Source organism: Chryseobacterium herbae (assembly GCF_025154075.1).
Lineage (GTDB): Bacteria > Bacteroidota > Bacteroidia > Flavobacteriales > Weeksellaceae > Chryseobacterium > Chryseobacterium herbae.
Map to the genome: position 1 here is coordinate 106,076 of NZ_JAOAMU010000003.1, position 19,488 is coordinate 125,563.

Genomic DNA, 19,488 nt, shown 5'->3' on the forward strand with positions numbered 1-19,488 from the left:
ATGCCGATAAATAAATACAAAGGATACAGTTTAAGGAACCGGGTGTTTTTCGGATTCCTGCTCGTTTGTTTTTTAAGTGTTGTCGCTACATCGCTCGTTCCCTATTTTGTCTTAAGGAATAATTCTCTGCAGCAAAGCAATATTGATATGCAGGAAAAGACTAACGCCGTGATGAGATACCTTGATTATGCAGTAAGCCGGACTCTTGTAGAGACGGAAGACCTGCCGATGGTATTGGGAAATAAAATTTTTGAGATAGCGGACATCAACCAGCATGATATTGTGATCTATGATCTGAAAGGGAATTACCTTCTGTCCAATAAAGACGAAAGCCTTATTGATCAGAAAACGATTCCTATCAATATCGTCAATAAAATTCTCTCTACCGATTCCAGAGTGGATATCAAAGGGTATGATAAGAAAAAAGATGCCGGACGAACTTCGTCATATCTCCTCTTAAAAAACAATGAACTGGAGCCAATAGGAATTATATATATTCCTTTGTATCATAATGAATCTGCCTATCTGGATGTTCTTCACCAGTATATCAAATACATTTTATTGGTAGATATTTTCCTTATCCTTTTCAGTATCTGGATAAGCTGGGTAACCTCAAACAGCTTAGCGAAAAATATTACGAAATTTTCTGATATGATCACACGTATTACATTATTTGAAAATGAGATGCGTCCTATCAGATATTATAAAAATGATGAGCTTAATGCCCTTGCAAGAGCTTATAACAGGATGATTCTGCAGATTCAGGACCAGAAAGAAAGGCTGCGTTTCAAAGCATCTGAAGAAGCCTGGAGAGAAATGGCAAAACAAGTGGCTCATGAAGTGAAAAATCCTCTTACGCCGATGAAACTTACCATCCAGAACTTTGAAAGAAAATTTGATCCGGAAGATCCGAATATCAGAGAAAGGGTAAAACAAATGAGCAAAACAATGGTAGATCAGATCGACCTGATTGCTACTGTGGCTTCAGCTTTCTCAGAATTTGCCAAGCTTCCTGAAAAAAATAATGAAGTCATTAATCTAAATACGGAAGTGGAAGATATTCTGCGCGTTTTCAATGATGACAGTATCTTTATGCATTCCAATAAAGGAAATATCATGATCAATATGGATAGGATCTACCTTTCAAGGATCATTACTAATCTTGTAACCAACGCTAAGCAGGCTCAGAGTGATGAACGTAAGCTCATCATCAATGTGGATGTGGAACAGCATCAGAGAAGGGTAATGATCTCTGTGCAGGATAATGGGGTAGGAATTCCTGATAATATGTACGAAAGGATATTTGAACCTAATTTTACGTCTAAAAACAGCGGGATGGGACTTGGTCTCTCGATGGTCAGAAAGATGATCGAGGATTATAAAGGAGAGATCGCGGTGAAGTCTGAAGTAGGGAAGGGATCTACATTTACCATTACACTGCCTACGAATTTATAGTGAAACCTTTTACATTTAAACATTTCGAAATTCAACAGTCAAAAAACGTCTTCCGTGTAGGAACAGACGGCGTATTGTTGGGTGCTTTGGCCGATGTTGAAAATGCATCGGAGGTTTTGGAAATAGGAACCGGAACCGGTCTGATTTCATTAATGCTTGCGCAAAGAAATACTCATGCATCTTTTCTTGGTCTGGATATTAATGAAGAGGCAGTTTCACTTACCAGAACGAATTTTGAACATTCTCCTTTTCAAGCAAGACTGAAAAATATTCATCAGGATCTTAAGACTTTTGAAACAGAAAATAAATTTGATCTGATTGTTTCAAATCCACCCTATTTTGAAGAATCCGGATCTGATAAAGATAAAATTGCCCGGCAGACGATAGAATTAAATTTCCAGCAGCTCATTATGGCTTCTGTAAAACTTCTGGCTGATCATGGGATCTTATCGGTTATTATTCCTGCTGAAGCTGGTGATGGTTTTATAGAAACGGCTTCTGAAAATCGTTTGTTTCTAAAGCGCAAAGTCAATATCAAAGGAATAGAAAATTCTAAAACGAAAAGATTAGTTCTTGAATTTTCCTTGACAGAATTTCCTGTGGAAAAGTCTGATTTTGTGATAGAAAAAAGTCCGAGACAATACTCGGACTCATATATTGAACTCACAAAGGAGTTTCATGTCTTTAAAAAATAGAGGTTAGAAGCTAGAGATTAGAAGTTAGATGGTGGCAGTTTGGTCTTATCTAAATGCCTTCATTTTTCAATCTCTTCATTCTTTAATCTTATTCAAATAACTCAGCCGTATCCAGTACAGAAACTTTTCCGTCCTCACATCTGATCGCTTCTCCAGGGAAGTTTTGGATCATATGGTAGTCATGGGTAGCCATTACTACAGCGGCTCCGTTTTCAAGAGCTACCTGCTTCAGAAGAGTCATGATTTCGTTGGATGTTTCCGGGTCAAGGTTTCCTGTAGGTTCATCGGCAAGGATAAGGTCAGGATGATTCAGTAAAGCTCTGGCAATCGCTACACGCTGTTGCTCACCACCTGAAAGTTCATGCGGCATTTTGTGCTTTTTGCTTTTCATATTAACGCTTCCTAAAACTTCGTTGATACGGTCTTCCATTTTTATCTTATCATTCCATCCTGTAGCTTCAAGAACGAATTTTAAGTTTTTTTCAACGGTTCTGTCCGAAAGCAGCTGGAAATCCTGGAATACGATTCCTAGTTTTCTTCTTAAGTTTGGAATGTCTGAAGGCTTCAGTTTGGCAAGCTCAAAACCTACCACAGCGCCATGCCCGGATGCCAACGGAATGTGTCCGTAAAGCGTCTTTAGCAATGAGCTTTTTCCGGAACCTGTCTTTCCGATAAGGTAGCAGAATCTTCCTTTTTTAATGTTAAGATTAACATCAGAAAGGACGGTAAAGTTTTTTTGCGCAATCTTTGCGTTCTGTAAGCTTATAATATTATCTCCGGAGATATTTGTATGCGGCATAATTCAATTTTATGGTGCTATTTCTAAAATATTTTTTCAGATCTTAAAAATAGAAAAAAGAAGCTTAAAAAACCTAAACTTTAGGAAATTTTAACAACAAAAAATGCCTGAAAAACTTCTTTTCAAGCATGATCTGTATATGATATTCGAGATATTATCTCTTAGCGCGCGCAGCACTAACAGTTAAACTCTTTCTGCCTTTAGCTCTTCTTGCTGCCAAAACTCTTCTACCGTTTGGCGTAGACATTCTTTCTCTGAAACCGTGTTTGTTTCTTTTCTTTCTTTCTGATGGCTGGAATGTTCTTTTACTCATTACTATATATTTAAATCGTAATTAATCTATTAATTTTCAGGTTGCAAAGATATAGAAATTTTTAAAAGTTACAAATTTTCCTTATCTTTTTTTGGAAATTATTTGAAATGTTTTTGATCCCTTTATTCATAAACCCCGAGATAGAAAAGAAATCCGGCTATAGAAATTACATTGAGATGATTTATTTAAAAGCTCTATCTTTGAAAACTCAAATTTAAAGAAAAATAAGCACACGATGTTTACACCAACAGAACTTTTAGATATCAACGCATTACTTACGCCTGAAAGCAAGATAGTTATCCTTACTCATTACAATCCGGACGGAGATGCTATAGGTTCCAGTTTGGGACTGAAGCATTATTTAAGAGCAAAAGGAATTCCTGCGGAAGTGATTGTACCGAATGATTTTCCAAAATTTCTGAAATGGATGCCGGAATCCAAAAAGGTAATCATCGGAGAATATAAAAGGAAATATGCATTTGAGCTGATCAGCGGTGCGGATGTCATCTTCTGTCTTGATTTCAATGCCCCTTCAAGAATCGGTATTTTAGGAGAATGGCTGACGAAAGCAAAAGCTAAGAAAATTCTTATCGACCACCATCAGCAACCTGAGGAGTTTGATTTTGTTTATTCTGACACCGTAATTCCTGCGACTTCCCAGATGATTTATCATTTTATTGAAGCCATGGGAGATGAAACATTGGTTGATCAGGATATGGCAGAATGTCTTTATACTGGGATTATGACCGATACCGGCGGTTTCCGTTTCCGTTCTACAAGTGCGACTACCCACAGGATTATTGCTAATTTAATTGAAAAAGGAGCTGATCCTTCTGTGATCACTTCAAATACCTGGGATACGAATACCGTTTCCCGTCTTCATCTTCTTGCTCTCGTACTGGGAAGAATAGAAGTGGTGAATGACGGTAAGGTTGCTGTATTGTCTCTAACCAGAAACGAACTTAAGGAATACGGTTTCCAGAAAGGAGATACAGAAGGTTTCGTGAATTACGGACTGAGCATTGCCGGCGTGAAAATGGCCGCTTTCTTTATGGAAGATCTTTATGATGATTTTATCAAAATTTCTTTCAGAAGTAAAGATGATGTAGACGTAAATCAGTTTTCCAGAAAGTACTTTAACGGAGGTGGACATATCAATGCAGCAGGTGGAAAATCTTCCGGATCTTTGGTAAGTACGATTGAAGATTTTAAACGTTTTATTGAAAAACCGTAATTAATTTCATAAAGTTCTGTAGAATAGTTTGTTTTATTTATGTATTTATTGTACTTTAGGCAGTGAATTAATGAAAAACCAAATTATTTTATGAAAACAAAATTACTTACGTTTTTGTTTGCATTGCCTGTTCTGGCCAGTGCGCAATTTTCTCAAAACTTTGATGCAGGTACTACCACTCCTGCGGGATGGAGTGTAATTAACGGAGGAGACGCCAATGGGTTTATTTTTGGCCCCGGTGCTCCGCGAAGTGTGTACTCACTACCGAATGCAGCGCAGATTAACTACAGTACTGCAGCACATGATGATTATTTAGTAACACCTGCTATAACCGTAGTAGCTGGTGTTAATGACAGGATTACCTATTTTGTGAAGAATCAGGATCCTAATTACGTAGAAAGTTATGCGGTTAAATTATCTACAACAACAGCTACTGCCGCTGCCTTTACAACGGTACTTACCCCTGTAGCACCGGCTCCTAATAAATGGACCTTCTTTTCTGTAGACCTTTCCGCTTATGTGGGACAAACCGTGTATGTAGGTTTTCAGGCTACTTCTCCGGATATGTTTAGATTGTTGTTTGATAGTATAGGTAATGATACTGCACCTACAGTAGCTCCTAGTTGTGTTACTGCTTTAACGGCGCCAAGTAATGGTGCAACAGGAGTAAATCCAAATGCTGTAACATTAACATGGACTGCACCAGCTGCAGGAGCCAAAGTTGATAGTTATGATTTGTATCTGGATACCAATCCGAATCCTACAACGCTGGTGGCAAGCAATTATTTATTTGCTGATTTTACAACATTGCAAGGAAATGCTACCTATTATTGGAAAGTGGTTGCTAAAAACGCAGCAGGTGTGGCGGTAGGATGCCAGACTTCCAGTTTCACAACCGGAGATTCATTTGCGCCTTATTGCTTCGGAAACCTTCTGTTTACCGATGGCGTAGAGCCTATTACGTCTGTTCAGTTAAGAAATATGACGAATACTTCTTCAGAAATATTAACCAGCCCAACCCATGAAAATTTTATCAATAAAAATGTATCAGTGGAACAGGGTGGAACCTATCCTATAACTTTCAAAGGGAATACGGATGGAAATAATTCTAACAGATTTATTGTCTATATAGACTGGAATCAGGATGGTGATTTCGTAGATACGGGAGAAGCATTTTTCGGAACAGCGGCAACGATAGTATCACTAGTAAATTCTACAGGTATTGATACGAAAACGGCAACCGGAAATATTGTGGTTCCGGCAACAGCTACCTTAGGGAAAACAAGAATGAGAGTGAAAAAGACCTATGGTGCCACAGCTTATTTAAGCCCATGTTATTCTTCCGGTACAACGCTTGCTGCCACTACGGGAACAGCGGCTTACGGACAGGCTGAAGATTACAGTATCACGATCGTTCCTGCCGGATCGTTAGAAGTAAACGAAACGAATGCTAAAGCAAAATTATCAGTATATCCTAATCCAATGAAAGATGTCTTAAATATTTCAGCGGTGGACAGAAAAGTAACGGAAGTGAATTTCTATTCTGCTGAAGGAAGACTGGTAAAATCTGTGAAGGACAATGTTTCTGTCATTCAGACGAATGATCTGAATTCAGGGGTGTATGTTGTAAAAGTGAAAACAGCAGATTCTGAGCAGACCTTTAAAGTAATCAAAGAATAACTTTTTTAATAATCAGATAATTAGAGGCTCTCAATTTGGGAGCCTTTTTTATATCCTTTTTCTTCCAGCTCCTTGCAGGTATATTCATAAACTTCCTGAAACATAATGTCCAGATTTTTCTTGCTGAACAGGCTGAATTTTGTCATTTTGGGAGGATCTAAAAAAATATCACAGGACTTGACTTTGGAGTACACCGATTTGGCGATGGCTAAATGGAGAATTCTGTCAAACTCCTTCATCAGGCTCATCTTTTTCAGTTCGTCATAGCTTATGGAATTGACATGGGAAGCAATTAAAAAATCACATTTGTCAATAATCGGTTCGATAGGAAGGTTGTCTAGAACACCGCCATCCACATATATTTTTTCACCTATTCTTACGGGTGGCAAAATAAATGGAACACTGGACGAAGCCAGCAAAGGGCCAAAAAGTTCTCCTTCAGAAAAAAAGTCTACAATACCATGAGTCATCTCGGTAGCCGTAACGTAAACAGGGATTTTTAAAATCTTAAAGTCATTCTCGGGAAAATGATCATTGAACAGTTTTAAAATGAAATTTGAGCTGAAAATACCGTTTTTAGAAAGCTTCAGATAGGATCTCGAGAAGAAAGTGGTATTTCTTACGATCTCCATCATCTCGTCCGGTGATTTTCCAAAGGAGTAAAAAGCTCCGACAATAGAGCCGGCGCTGGTTCCTGAAATGATTTGAGGTTTCAGATTGTATTCTTCCAGTGCTTTCAGTACCGCAATATGAGCAATTCCTCGCATTCCTCCTCCGGAAAGCGTAAGGCCGATGACCGGCGGTTTCTTTTTTTTGAACGAGAATAAACCCATTGAAATAATTAATCCTTACTAAGATACAAGAAAATTTGATATGCAGGGCTTAAGACCTGTATTTGAAGGGTTTTCTACAGCACCAGCTTTTTGGGAAGATTGTGAAGAAGTTCCGTGTTAATAATTTCTGCGCAGATGCCCGGTTTTTCCCAATGTCCGTTGTGTCCGCAGTCCAGAATGTAGGACTTTACATTGGTTCTGTCAGGAAGATGTTTGATCATCATATCTGTTTTTACAGCATTGTCGTGTTTTCCGGCCAAAACCAGAATTTTCGCTTCAAGATTTTCCATGACCTGCTTTTTGTCTGTTCTTTCCACCATACCTTTGACACAGGCAAGAGCGCCCATGTTGTTTGTAGAAAGGGCCATAGCCAGAGCAATTTCAATTTTCCCTTCCAGAATATCTTTTTCATTGGGATTGAAAAGGTTGGGAATGCCGGCCTTGGCATAATGGGTAAAAGCGTCTTTGATGATTCTGTAGCTTTTGATCCGCTGCTGTTTTTTCTCCTCATCATCGGCGAAATACGTCGAGAAGAATAGGGTAAGGCTTTTAAGAATCTGAGGATATTTCTCTGCAAAAGCCAGTGAGGTATAGCCGCCCATGGAATGTCCCAACAAATGTACTTTGCTTAGCTTTTCATAATCCAAAACTTTTTTCACTTCATCAGCCATCAGTTCCATGGTGTGAACTTCGGCCAGAATATCAGATTGGCCGTGGCCGGGAAGGTCTATTTTCAACAGTGAAAATTGATCGGAAAGATGAGGTTCCATATCACTCCAGATAGAAAGGTTTTCCATAAAGCCGTGAAGCAGCACCAGAGTTTCTTTCCCGTTTCCTTTTCTTTCAAAATTCAGCATGATCTTCAATTTTATAACAGTTAAAAAGATTTCAGCAGATAATATCAGTCTGAAATTAGTTGTTTCTTCAAATGTAAATAAAAAAAGAGCATTTAAAAAATGCTCTTCTGTCTTATTGCGTTAATTCAGTATAAACTTTCTTTTCCCAAGGTTTTATGTCGGTGATGCCATATCTTTCTTTTTTAGAGATCGCAATATTGTCGAGAATATCTACGAAATTTTTATAGTTGGCTTCATCCGTTGGCTTTACAATCACTGTGAAATTTTCCGGTGTGGGAGCATTTTTGTAAGCTTCGGAAATGATTTTAGAGATTTTTACGCCGCTGAAATCCGTCTCTTTTAAGTTATTGGAATTTAAATCGGTCGCATTACTCTGGTGATAAAATACCCTGTTGTCTTTTCCTAAAATAAAAGTAACCTGGTTTTTTTGATTCATAACAACAGGTCCACTTGGAGGGGTTCCTTTTGCAGGAAGTCCCAAATCCATTACATTGGGTTTTGTAAAATTGGTAGTGAACATAAAGAAGGTGATCAGCAGGAATCCCAGATCTACCATTGGGGTCATATCCACCCGGATTAATTTTTTCTTTTGCTTGCCGCCCTGCTTTTCTTGTGCAATTACTTCAGCCATAATTCATAATTTTAAATGTTAAACGGTACTTGATGAAGCGTCTAGAATTCATCGTGATTCGGAGGAATCGATGCAAAGTTTGTACCTAAATTAATTAAATGATATAAAAAATTAAAAATCAATTATAATTTAACATTAAAATTATTAATGGTTGTTTAAATTCATAATGTTTTGTGATAGTTTAAGGGTTTGTGTATTATTTCTTTATCATCAGTTTGTCTGATAAAATAATTTTTCCTTGAGACTGAACCTGAATAAGATACACGCCATTGGTGAGTTGGGAAGCAGGGATGCTGACCTTTTTCTCATTGTATTTTTGACTCAATAAATTTCTTCCGGACATATCGGTAATATGTACAACTGTTTCTCCGGGAAGATGATCCAGATAAATCATATCTTTTGCCGGATTAGGATACATAAGAGGCTTATTAATAAGTTGAATTTCTGCCGTGTTTAATTGGTTGGCGCTTAACTTGACGATCCAGGCGTCACTTTCTCCATGGTACCCTGTAATGTTTCCGTCTGAAGAAAAAACCATACCTGCGAGGATATATCCCCCATCAGCTGTCTGCTGAATAGAATTTGTTTCATCAAAAGAACTCCCTCCCAATGGTTTCTGCCATTGTATGAATCCTGAGGTATCTAATTTTACGATCCAGCAATCGAAATTTCCATGATTTCCTGTAACATCTCCGTCTACAGAACCAGTTCTCCCGGCGACGATATATCCTCCGTCAGAAGTTTGTTGGGTAGAAAGGGGGTGATCTTCACCGCTGCCCCCAAAATATCTTTGCCATAATGTATTTCCGTTAGAATCTAATTTTGCCACACAATAATTAGATGTTCCAAACATTAGCGGCATTTCAGAGTTTGTAGAATTAGACATACCGGCAACAATGTATCCTCCATCTGATGTTTGCTGGATAGACGTTGCAGTATCAGCAAGATTGCCCAGCAATGATTTCTGCCATTGTATAGCTCCTGAGGTATCTAGTTTTACGATCCAAAAATCTCCGTTTCCATAATTTATACTAATGTCTCCATTAGTAGAACTGCCTGTACCTGCCATAATATATCCTCCGTCAGAAGTCTGTTGGATTGAATTGGCTCCTTCATAAGAAGTTCCACCCAGTGACTTCTGCCATTGCATAGTTCCTGAGGCGTCTAATTTTACAATCCAGTAATCGGAAATTCCATGGTTTCCTATAACATCTCCGTTGGTAGAATAAGATTCACCGGCAACAATGTACCCTCCGTCTGAAGTTTGTTGGACAGAATTTGCAGTATCCTGATTACTCCCACCCAATGATTTTTGCCATTGTATAACTCCTGAGGCATCTACTTTTACGAGCCAGTAATCAGAATTCCCATGATTTCCGGTAACATCTCCATCGGTAGAATAAGATTCACCGGCAACAATATATCCTCCGTCGGCGGTCTGTTGAATTGAATTGGCGCTGTCGTAAGAAGTTCCACCCAATGATTTTTGCCATTGTATAGTTCCTGAAACATCCAGTTTTACAATCCAATAATCGGAATCTCCATGATTTTCTGTAGCATCACCATCGGTAGAATTAGACCATCCGGCAACGATATATCCTCCATCAGAAGTTTGCTGAACAGATTTTGCCTGATCCCCATGACTTCCACCCAGTGATTTCTGCCATTGTATAGCAGGGGCGGTCTGTGCCGGCAGAAAGGAGTAAATGGTAAGGGAAAATAAAAAAGTAAATTTAAAATATTTCATATGTAATTGTAATTGGGTGACTCAGGGTGTAATTTAATAAAAAAAAGGAAATGTTCTCAAATCAATTAGTAAGTGTAGATATTCTTCTAATAAGTGTACAAAAAAGCCTTACCAAAATGAATTGATAAGGCTTTATGATAGGTAAAGTAAGCTTACTTTGCTGTTTTGTAATAATTAACGCCGCATTCTAAGAATTTTTTGAAATCTTCTTTCGGCATATATCCGGATACCGGTGTATTGATCACTTTTCCGTCCGGTGTTATCAGAACGTAGTGTGGCTGGGAATTATTGTTGAAATTCACCTGCTGGAATAAGCTCCATCGGTCACCAATCGTTTTTACTTTTTTGATCTGTCCGTCACCAAGATCAATTTTGGTTTTCTGATCTTCCGGAAGCTCTTCCTTGTCATCTACATATAAAGAGGCGAGTACCACATCATTCTGAAGGATCGGTAAGATGTCCGGTTCGCTCCAGACGAATTCCTCCATCTTTCTGCAGTTTTCACAGCCGTAGCCGGTAAAGTCGATGAGGATCGGTTTGTTTTCCTTTTTAGCAAGTTCAATGGCTTTAAAGAAATCATGTTCAGGGTGCATCCCGAGGATCCCGTCTTTTTCATCATGTAAATAGCTTACATTCAGTGGAGGCAAAATACCACTTAATAGCTGAAGTTTTGGACGCTCAGCAGGAATTAATCCCTGAATAAGATAAATCACAAAACCGATTCCCAATGCTCCCAATATCTTTCTTGTAATAGAAATTTTAGGTTTTTTATCATCGTGCGGGAATCTTATAATTCCGAATAAATATAAAGCCAGTCCAATTGCAATAATGATCCAGATGGCTATGAAAAGTTCTCTTTTTAATAAGAATGTTTTGGAAACCAGGTCAGCTTTAGATAAGAATTTTAAAGCCAAAGCCAGTTCTACAAATCCAAGAACCACTTTCACGGTATTCATCCATCCTCCTGATTTTGGAAGACTCTTTAAAGCCTGTGGGAATAAAGCCAGCAATCCAAAAACAATAGCCCATGCCAATCCGAATCCTGCCAGTGCAAAGGTAAGAAGCATAGGAACATTGGAAGATCCTGTCACTGCACTTCCTAATAAACCTCCCAGAATAGGGCCGGTACATGAGAAAGAAACAATAACCAGCGTTAACGCCATGAAGAAAATACCAACAAGTCCGCCAGCCTCTTCTGCTTTAGAAGATTTGTTGGCGATAGAGCTTGGCAGCGTGATATCATAGTATCCGAAGAAACTTCCTGCAAAGAAGATGAATATGATAAAGAAGGCGATATTCAGCCAGACGCTTGTAGAAATTTCGTTAAAAATATTTCCTGCGATTCCATCGATCAGGTGGAACGGTACACTTAATAATACGAAGATCAAAAGGATGAAAAATCCGTAGATCAGCGCATCTCTTTTACCTTTTGCTTTGTTGCTGTTTCCTTTTGTAAAGAAAGAAACCGTAAGCGGAATCATCGGGAAAACACAGGGTGTCAGTAAGGCGATTAAACCTCCTGCAAATCCTAAGAATAAATAAGTCCAGTAGTTTTCGTCCACTTTTGTAGAGGCAGTTCCACAATCCGTTAAAGGTTTCTGGAAATCAATGGTGGCTATTTTTAGCTGTTTAGGATCTAATTGTGAAGCTTGAGTAACGGTTACTTCTCCTTTCACAGGAGCTGTGGCAACAGTTTCTATTGTTTTTACTGAATCTTTTGTAGCTTCGGTTTTTTCCTCTGCTGGTTCTTCAGTAGCTCCTTTCGGAGTGATTTTTTGGTTGAATTCTAATGTATTAGGCGCAAGACAAACTCTGTCATCACACGTCTGATACGTAATTTCAGAAGTCACATCACCCGGTTTTGTGGGATCTTTTAATTTGAATTTCTGTTTAAACCCGGCTGAATTGGAATAGAAAATAATCTTTCCACCAAAAGCTTCCGAAAATTCCTCATGTTTTTTGCCGACTTCTGTAAACTTTCCAATCAGTTCAATATTTTTCCCCGAAACTTTATATTCAGTAGGGATTCCTGTATCTTCAGGAAGGTCTTTGGAATAAATATGCCAGCCGCTTTCCATCGTAGCATTCAGTACAGCTTCATATTGATTGTTCCCCAAATCGTTGATGGTGAACTTGAATTTTACAGGATTCTTGATCTGTGCATTAATTCCTGCCGCTAAAAAAAGCAGCACTACTAAAAACCAGTTTCTAAATTTCATTTTTCTTTTCATTAAAAATTTTGAGAATACTTTTCGTTTTCCCGTCCTTTGTATATCGTCTGTCCTGCCTTAATGGTATAATTCCGAGTACGGAGTTGTTGCCATCGCACAGGATCCAGATTTTTTGCCTCGCTAAAATAGATAATTTTTCGTCCCTAAAAAATTTAGAAACTTTCTTTTTTCCTGAAAAACCAGTCGGATAAAACTCATCGCCATCCTGTTGTTTTCTCAAACGCAGTGGAAATTGAAGTTTTTCGGCATCGAGATCCCATTCAAAACTGTTATTGATTCCTTCAATGTTTTCAATCTTATTTTCAAGATTGATCTCCATCTGGCTTTCCGAAAGATCCGGATCTTCTATCAGGATAATTTCTTCTTCACGATCTTTTTTATCAGATTTTCCGGATAAAATTAATTCATTTCTGTTGATAATCAATACATAATCGTTAGAAAAAAAAGTGCTTCCACTCTGAGCTGAGAAGATTTTTTTAATCTCTTCTTCCTTTTTAAAGCCGTATTTTTTTAGAATCTCAAATTTTACAAAATCACTTTCGCTGTTTAGCTTTTCTTTTGATATAATTTTTTCTTTTAAGTTAAAGGTCGAAATGCTATTTTCTATCTCCTCTATCTGCTTTTGAACAAAATTTTTGGTCTGATTTAGATAAACGGAACTTCTTTTAAAATTTTCCAGAAAATGATCATTCGTTTCTAAAAGCCTGGGAACGATTTCGTTTCTGATTTTATTCCTTAAATAATCACTTTTTTTATTGGAAAGATCTTCCCGGAAATCAATCCCATTTTCCTCCGCATAGTCATAAATTTCTTTTTTTGAAAAAATAAGAAGCGGGCGGAGTGTATGATTACTGGCTGCCGGAATGCCACTCAGTCCGTCGATTCCTGAAGCTTTGGAAAGATTAATGATAAAAGTTTCCAGCTGATCGTTCAGATGATGAGCCGTAACCAGAAATTCCAATTCTTCCTGATTCTGAATTTCACGGAAAAAGCGGTAACGAAGTTCCCTGGCCCAAAGCTGAATGGAATTGTCCGGTTTTTTGTCTTTTTCCGAAACTTCATACAGATGAAAAGGAATATGATTTTTCTCACAAAAATCCTGAACCGTTTTCTGATCTAGATCCGAATCCTCACCACGGAGCTTATAATTGACATAGGCAATCTGGTAAACAAGCCCCAAACCTTGAAAAAGAGAGGCCAGAACCATAGAATCGGCACCGCCGCTCACTGCTAAAAGATAGCGGTGATTTTCCGGGTTTCGGACAAGGTTTTCAAGCTGATTTTTAAAACTAAATTTTTCCAAAACGTTTGTTGAGAATTTCGTTCCTACAAAGATAATGCATATAGTTCAATTGAATTTTCCTAACTTTGATTCGTCTAAAAATGATACGTATGAAGATTTTTAAAATTTTAGCAGTTTCTGCAATGGCGTTGGGATTAACCTCATGTGTCTCCCAAAAACAGTACGATGCTTTAAGTTCAAACTACAAGCAGTGTATTGAAAATATTGGCGAAAGACAAAGAGAGATCCAGGATTTAAAGTCTCAGAATTCTGCCTTGTCAGGAGAAAATAATCTTTTAAAGAGCCAGCATGATGCTTTGAAATCATCTTTGGATGCATGTCTTTCAAATACAGGAAAAAGCTCAGCTAATATTGATAAGCTAGTGGGAGAAATCAATGCTTCCAACTCTTATATCAAGCAGCTGATCTCAAACAATGCTAAAAATGACAGTCTGAATATGGCTCTGTCTAATAAGCTTAAGAGATCTCTTGATAATGTGGCGGATGATGATGTACAGGTGAAAGTATTGAAGGGAGTGGTAATGATCTCACTTTCTGATAAAATGCTTTATAAGACAGGAGATTACAACATTCAGCCAACAGCTCAGGAAGTATTAGGCAAAGTAGCTAAAGTGATCAATGATTATGATAAATATTCTGTCCTGATTGAAGGAAATACAGATAACGCACCTTTAAGTTCTCCTAATCTGCCAAGAGACAACTGGGATCTTTCTGCATTGAGAGGTACAGCGATTGCGAAGGTTCTTCAGACACAGTTCGGTGTAGATCCTGCAAGAATCACAGCTGGTGGACGTTCTGAATACAATCCTAAAGCAACGAATATGAGTGTTTCCGGAAGAGCGGATAACAGAAGAACGGAAATCATCATCATGCCTAAGCTGGATGAGTTCATGAAATTAATGGATATTACTCCTAAGAAGTAATTCAAACCCAACATACCCATAAAAATAAATCCCGAAGCAATTCGGGATTTATTTTTTTAATCAAATTAATTCTTCTTTTTTCAATAATGAAATAACTCGTTGAAAAAATGAATTGGATATTTGCGTCTTAGTTTTTTTAGACGAAGAATCCGCCTTGCCTAATGGCCCTGCGGTCTTCTGATTCTCAGTGTTATTTAGTTTTCCCCCTGCATTCATTTCCTTTTTTTCTTAGTGTTTTTACCCCTTGTTCTCTGCAAATGTATAACTATGTTCGACACAAACATATCCGTATTTTCCCGGTATTTTGCACCGTGGTTTTCCCGGAAGAATGACTTGGTAGATCATTAATATTCTCCATTGCAATGAAAAAAACAGGGGGTAATGCACGCTTTCATTCAAATAATGAGTGTTCTGGATCTTCTATTGATGTAATAAGTGAAAACTAGTTTTTATAGATTCTATTATTTATTTTAAAAGAATGTTTATATTTAAATCTCTATAAAGAGAAATAATAGAGGTGTCCGAAAATCTTAAAGAGTAGGAAATTATACTAAACTAAAAAATATGAAAAATTTAAAAAAAATGTCAAGAGGACAAATGAAAGAAGTACAGGGAGCTATTAGAGATTGCAACCCACAGATTATTTGCCGTGTAACCAGAGACTGTTGTCCGGGTTGGGTATGTGGTACACCAGGTCAGTATTGTATAGCTTTGTAATAGAGCCGCAGATATATCTGAAAAAAAGGAGGGAATTAATTTCTCTCCTTTCTTATGAGATGTTGAATAGAAGTCAGGAACTCAAAAAGGAATTTTAAAATGATTAAATTTGTTTAAATTAAAATTTTATGAGCTTTTTTGAAGAACAGAATCCTGAAATGGACAGGTATCTGGAAACACATGCTTCCTCAGAACCTGAAATTCTGAGAAAACTAAGAAGAGAGACCTATCAGAAAACGACTCAGCCGCATATGATATCCGGATATCAGCAGGGAAGGCTTTTGACGATTGTTTCCCAAATGATTCAGCCTAAAAATGTACTCGAAATAGGAACTTTTACAGGATATGCTACTCTTTGTCTGACAGCAGGACTGGCCAAAGACGGGAAAATAACCACACTGGACGTTAATGAAGATCTTGCTTATCTTCCCAAAAAATATTTTGAAGAAAGTGAATTCGCGGGACAGATTGATTTTAAACTTCAGGATGCCAAAGAGTTTTTAAGAGAAACCGATCAGATTTTTGATTTTATCTTTATAGATGCCGATAAAGAGAATTATGCAGAATATTTCAGACTCATCAAGCCCAGAACAAAATCCGGTTCCGTGGTGATGTTTGATAATGTTTTGTGGTACGGTAAAGTACTGGAAGAAAATCCAAAACAGAGATCCACACAGATCATCAAAGAACTGAATGATTTGATCGCAAAAGACGACGATTTTGAAAATCTTATTTTACCTTTGCGTGATGGAGTGAATTTTCTGAGAAGGAAATAAGACCCAAGATACAAGACAACAGATATCAGACAAGCTTCAGTAAATCTGAAATCTGTTGTCTGAAATCTATCATCTAAAAAATTATGAATAAAGGAATTTGTAACGTTACAGTAGCACCGGTCCGCGCAGAAGGTTCTGACAAGGCGGAAATGGTTACGGAAATATTGTTTGGAGAAAGCGCTGATATTTTGGAAGTGAATAAAAACTGGACCAAAATAAAAATGCATTATGATGGATATGAAGGATGGATGGATACCAAACAGCTGAGATCTGTAACAGACGAGGATTTGGTTAAAAGAAAAGTGACCGTAGTGACTGAGGATTTTTCTTCAGTACTGATGAAAGATGGAAAAACCCTTCTTTCAATAGGATCTGAAGTGGAATTTCCGGTAGTGGCTTCAAGAAGAAGTCATGATCTTCGTGAAAGTATTGCTTTGGCGGCGAAGGAATTCCTTAATGTGCCCTATCTGTGGGGCGGCAAAAGTTTTTTTGCGGTGGACTGCTCAGGTTTTACACAACTCGTTTATAAAATTCATGATATAAAATTGCCGAGAGATACTTATCAGCAGGCAGAAGTTGGCGTGCCTTTAACTTTTGTTGAAGAGAGCCAGCCAGGAGATTTGGCTTTCTTTGAGAATCCGGAGGGGAAAATTATTCATGTAGGAATTATGCTGGATAACCAAAGGATTATTCATGCCTCAGGAAAAGTAAGGATAGACATTCTTGATTCTACTGGGATCTTTAACAAAGAAATGAATAAACATACGCATAAACTGAGAGTGATTAAAAACATGCTCTAGCCTTAAATACAGTCGGAATGGAGAATATTATTTTTACAGTCTTTGATATTTTTAATTTCGGATTGGTGGTTTTTTTCTGGTGGTTTACCCTGAAACATTACAAAACCCTTCCTAAAAAAATTCCTGTACATTTCGATTTTGACGGAAAAGCCGATAACTTCGGGAGCAAAATATATTCTTTTTTTACTCCGGTCATTGGAACGGCTTTATTTTGTTTTTTTGCCTATGCATTAAGACATCCGGAAACAGCCAATCTTCCCGTCGATATTACGGATAAGAATAAATATGCTCAGTTCCTGATTATGGAAATTTTTCTAAGGTGGCTGTTTGTATTGGTGATGCTGATCTTTATGAACGGACAGGATTATATGTTCCGATATGCCTTTGATGAAACCGTAAAGCCTAGAGTTCCGTTATCTACAGCTATTTTATCGGTGATCGGAAGTTTGATGTTGGTTTTTACTTTTGTAGCGATATTCAAATGATACATTCTAAAACTCATTCAGCGCATTATACCTGGGGAAACGGCTGCGACAGCTGGGTTCTGAATGATTCCCGTAATCTTTCCGTAAAACAGGAAAAAATGCCCGCCGGAACTGCTGAAAAAATGCATTTTCATGAAATGGCAGAACAGGTTTTTTATATTTTAAAAGGAGAAGCGGTATTTGATATTAATGATGAAAAGTTTTCTGTAAAGGCGGGAGAAAGTATTTCCGTTCAGCCCAAATCAAAACATTGTATTTCCAATGAATCTCAGGATGATGTGGAATTTCTTGTCATCTCCAGCCCGTCTACCCATAACGACCGAATTGAAATTGAAAAATAATTAAGATGTCATTCCTATACAACATATTTGTCAGTCTTCTCATTTTCGGAATGAAAGTTTTCGCCTTGTTTAATGATAAAACTAAAAAAGGAGTTGAAGGAAGAAAGAAGTCTTTAGATCAGGTAAAAGCTACGTTTTCGCCATCAGATAAAGTGATATGGATGCATGCGGCCAGCCTCGGTGAATACGAGCAGGGACTTCCGGTTTTGGAAAAGCTGAAAGAGAAATTTCCGACTCATAAAATCCTTGTGACCTTCTTTTCCCCTTCAGGCTATGAAAATGTGGTAAAAAAGAAACATATCGCAGATGTGATCTGTTATCTTCCCTTCGACAAAAAGAGCACCATAAAAGAATTTATCTCTCAGTTTGATCCCGAATTATTTTTCACCGTTAAATACGACTACTGGTATCACCTTTTGGCTGAGCTGAAACAACACGGAGCTAAGATCTACGTGATTTCTGCTTTGTTCTATGAGAGACAGGCGTTTTTTACTTCCTACGGGAAATGGTTTGTAAAGCAGCTCAAAAAAAATGTAGACTGGTTTTTTCATCAAACGGAATTTTCCTTTGCATTGGCCAAAAGTATTGGTCTCAGTAATTCTTCGGTAACGGGAGATACAAGATTCGACAGGGTAAAGCAGCTGAGAATGCGCGATAATCATGTGGATTTTATTTCAGAATTTATAGGAGATCGTCAGACGATCGTCTTCGGAAGTTCGTGGCAAGCAGAAGAAAAAATCGCGGCCACCATTTCAAAAATGAATGCAGATTTAAAATTAATCATTGCTCCTCATGATCTGAAAAGAGTGGGCCATTTAAAAAATATTTTCCCTGATGCATTAGTCTACAGCTCAATAAATAAGGCAGAGCTTCTCATTTCTGAATATCAGATTTTAATTATCGACAGCATCGGTTTGTTGTCAAAATTATATTCGTATGCAGATGTGGCTGTTGTGGGAGGTGGTTTTCATGATGCGGGACTGCACAATATTTTGGAAGCAGCAACATTCGGTGTACCTGTGATCTTTGGAAATCATTACAGAAAAAATCCAGAAGCGGACGACCTGATTGCAGCAGAAGGCGGTAAGTCTTTTCCCGAGGAATACGCAGCAGCAGATTTCGTTTTGTTTCTTTTCAATAATGAGGAAGAACTCCAGGGATTGTCAGACAATGCCCGAAAGTTCGTTGATAACAAGCCTGATGCAACCCACCTTATTCTTCAGAAAATATCTTAAGTTTTAGAGTTGGTGTGTTTGAGAGTTTGAGAGTCGGAGCGTTTTAGAGTTTCGGGATTCGGGTTTATGAGATTCGGGTTACGAGTTTGAGGGTTTCACATTTCACTTGCGCAGCAAAATTGACGATTGAAGTTTCTTAACCTGAATTCGGGTTTGAGAGTTTGAGAGTGAGAGTGTTTGAGAGTTTCGGGATCCGGGTTTATGATTTTCGGATTGTGGAGTAAGAGGGTTTCACATTTCACTTGCGCAGCAAAATTGACCATTGACATTTCCTAATTTTAGTCTTAACTAAAAAAAAGTCTCATGTCTGATGTCTGAAATCTCATATCTTCCAAAAATTCACCATTCACTTGCGCCGCAAAATTGACCATTGACATTTCCTAATCTTATTCTTAACCCAAGAAAAGTCTCGTGTCTGAAATCTGATGTCTGA

General features: G+C 37.8%; 19 protein-coding genes. 11 read left to right on the forward strand and 8 right to left on the reverse strand.

The features are described from left to right. Complete coding sequence (locus N0B48_RS10530) at positions 1-1,455, forward strand: sensor histidine kinase (protein ID WP_259838764.1); 1,455 nt, start codon at positions 1-3, stop codon at positions 1,453-1,455. Then, positions 1,455-2,150, forward strand: a complete 696-nt coding sequence (locus tag N0B48_RS10535) for a tRNA1(Val) (adenine(37)-N6)-methyltransferase (RefSeq protein WP_259838765.1) — start codon at positions 1,455-1,457, stop codon at positions 2,148-2,150. The genes N0B48_RS10530 and N0B48_RS10535 overlap by 1 nt, the downstream gene beginning before the upstream one ends. A gap of 88 nt (positions 2,151-2,238) precedes the next feature. Here the strand turns inward: N0B48_RS10535 and N0B48_RS10540 are convergent, their stop codons facing one another. Beyond that, the gene (locus N0B48_RS10540; protein ID WP_259838766.1) at positions 2,239-2,949 is read right to left on the reverse strand and encodes a cell division ATP-binding protein FtsE; all 711 of its coding nucleotides are present in this window, start codon (positions 2,947-2,949) and stop codon (positions 2,239-2,241) included. Positions 2,950-3,103: 154 nt separating this feature from the next. Then, the gene (rpmH, locus tag N0B48_RS10545; RefSeq protein WP_034701860.1) at positions 3,104-3,262 is read right to left on the reverse strand and encodes a 50S ribosomal protein L34; all 159 of its coding nucleotides are present in this window, start codon (positions 3,260-3,262) and stop codon (positions 3,104-3,106) included. Between the two features lie 235 nt (positions 3,263-3,497). Between rpmH and N0B48_RS10550 the strand changes: the two genes are divergently transcribed. Together N0B48_RS10550 and N0B48_RS10555 are read left to right on the forward strand one after the other, a co-directional pair. Continuing rightward, entirely contained in the window at positions 3,498-4,496 is a 999-nt protein-coding gene (locus N0B48_RS10550) for a DHH family phosphoesterase (RefSeq protein ID WP_259838767.1), read from the forward strand. 132 nt (positions 4,497-4,628) lie between these two features. Next, complete coding sequence (locus N0B48_RS10555; RefSeq protein ID WP_371830618.1) at positions 4,629-6,176, forward strand: choice-of-anchor J domain-containing protein; 1,548 nt, start codon at positions 4,629-4,631, stop codon at positions 6,174-6,176. 20 nt (positions 6,177-6,196) lie between these two features. On the opposite strand, the gene N0B48_RS10560 is transcribed toward N0B48_RS10555, so the two are convergent. The 6 genes from N0B48_RS10560 to tilS form a co-directional block, all read right to left on the reverse strand. After that, on the reverse strand, positions 6,197-7,009 hold the full coding sequence (locus N0B48_RS10560; RefSeq protein ID WP_259838769.1) for a patatin-like phospholipase family protein: 813 nt from the start codon (positions 7,007-7,009) through the stop codon (positions 6,197-6,199). A gap of 74 nt (positions 7,010-7,083) precedes the next feature. Then, a complete protein-coding gene (locus tag N0B48_RS10565; protein ID WP_259838770.1) occupies positions 7,084-7,866 on the reverse strand; it encodes an alpha/beta fold hydrolase in 783 nt (260 codons plus the stop codon). A gap of 112 nt (positions 7,867-7,978) precedes the next feature. Beyond that, a complete protein-coding gene (locus N0B48_RS10570; RefSeq protein WP_259838771.1) occupies positions 7,979-8,497 on the reverse strand; it encodes a biopolymer transporter ExbD in 519 nt (172 codons plus the stop codon). A gap of 196 nt (positions 8,498-8,693) precedes the next feature. Then, the gene (locus tag N0B48_RS10575; protein WP_259838772.1) at positions 8,694-10,244 is read right to left on the reverse strand and encodes a T9SS type A sorting domain-containing protein; all 1,551 of its coding nucleotides are present in this window, start codon (positions 10,242-10,244) and stop codon (positions 8,694-8,696) included. A 152-nt stretch (positions 10,245-10,396) separates the two neighbouring features. After that, complete coding sequence (locus N0B48_RS10580) at positions 10,397-12,463, reverse strand: protein-disulfide reductase DsbD family protein (protein WP_259838773.1); 2,067 nt, start codon at positions 12,461-12,463, stop codon at positions 10,397-10,399. Continuing rightward, entirely contained in the window at positions 12,453-13,778 is a 1,326-nt protein-coding gene (gene tilS / locus N0B48_RS10585; protein ID WP_259838774.1) for a tRNA lysidine(34) synthetase TilS, read from the reverse strand. The genes N0B48_RS10580 and tilS overlap by 11 nt, the downstream gene beginning before the upstream one ends. A gap of 89 nt (positions 13,779-13,867) precedes the next feature. Here tilS and N0B48_RS10590 point away from each other — a divergent pair, with 89 nt between their 5' ends. The 7 genes from N0B48_RS10590 (at position 13,868) to N0B48_RS10620 (ending at position 19,055) form a co-directional block, all read left to right on the forward strand. Then, positions 13,868-14,701: an OmpA family protein gene (locus N0B48_RS10590; RefSeq protein WP_259838775.1), complete on the forward strand. Its 834-nt coding sequence runs from the start codon at positions 13,868-13,870 to the stop codon at positions 14,699-14,701. A gap of 564 nt (positions 14,702-15,265) precedes the next feature. Continuing rightward, positions 15,266-15,418, forward strand: coding sequence for a CCPGW family putative bacteriocin (locus N0B48_RS10595; protein WP_442867482.1), 153 nt, complete (start codon positions 15,266-15,268; stop codon positions 15,416-15,418). Positions 15,419-15,546: 128 nt separating this feature from the next. Continuing rightward, positions 15,547-16,194, forward strand: a complete 648-nt coding sequence (locus tag N0B48_RS10600) for an O-methyltransferase (protein ID WP_259838777.1) — start codon at positions 15,547-15,549, stop codon at positions 16,192-16,194. Positions 16,195-16,277: 83 nt separating this feature from the next. Continuing rightward, complete coding sequence (locus tag N0B48_RS10605; protein ID WP_259838778.1) at positions 16,278-16,994, forward strand: C40 family peptidase; 717 nt, start codon at positions 16,278-16,280, stop codon at positions 16,992-16,994. Positions 16,995-17,011: 17 nt separating this feature from the next. Further along, positions 17,012-17,479, forward strand: a complete 468-nt coding sequence (locus N0B48_RS10610) for a DUF1648 domain-containing protein (RefSeq protein WP_259838779.1) — start codon at positions 17,012-17,014, stop codon at positions 17,477-17,479. After that, positions 17,476-17,820, forward strand: a complete 345-nt coding sequence (locus N0B48_RS10615; protein ID WP_259838780.1) for a cupin domain-containing protein — start codon at positions 17,476-17,478, stop codon at positions 17,818-17,820. The genes N0B48_RS10610 and N0B48_RS10615 overlap by 4 nt, the downstream gene beginning before the upstream one ends. Positions 17,821-17,825: 5 nt before the next feature. Then, positions 17,826-19,055, forward strand: a complete 1,230-nt coding sequence (locus N0B48_RS10620; protein ID WP_259838781.1) for a 3-deoxy-D-manno-octulosonic acid transferase — start codon at positions 17,826-17,828, stop codon at positions 19,053-19,055. Positions 19,056-19,488: the final 433 nt, after the last annotated feature.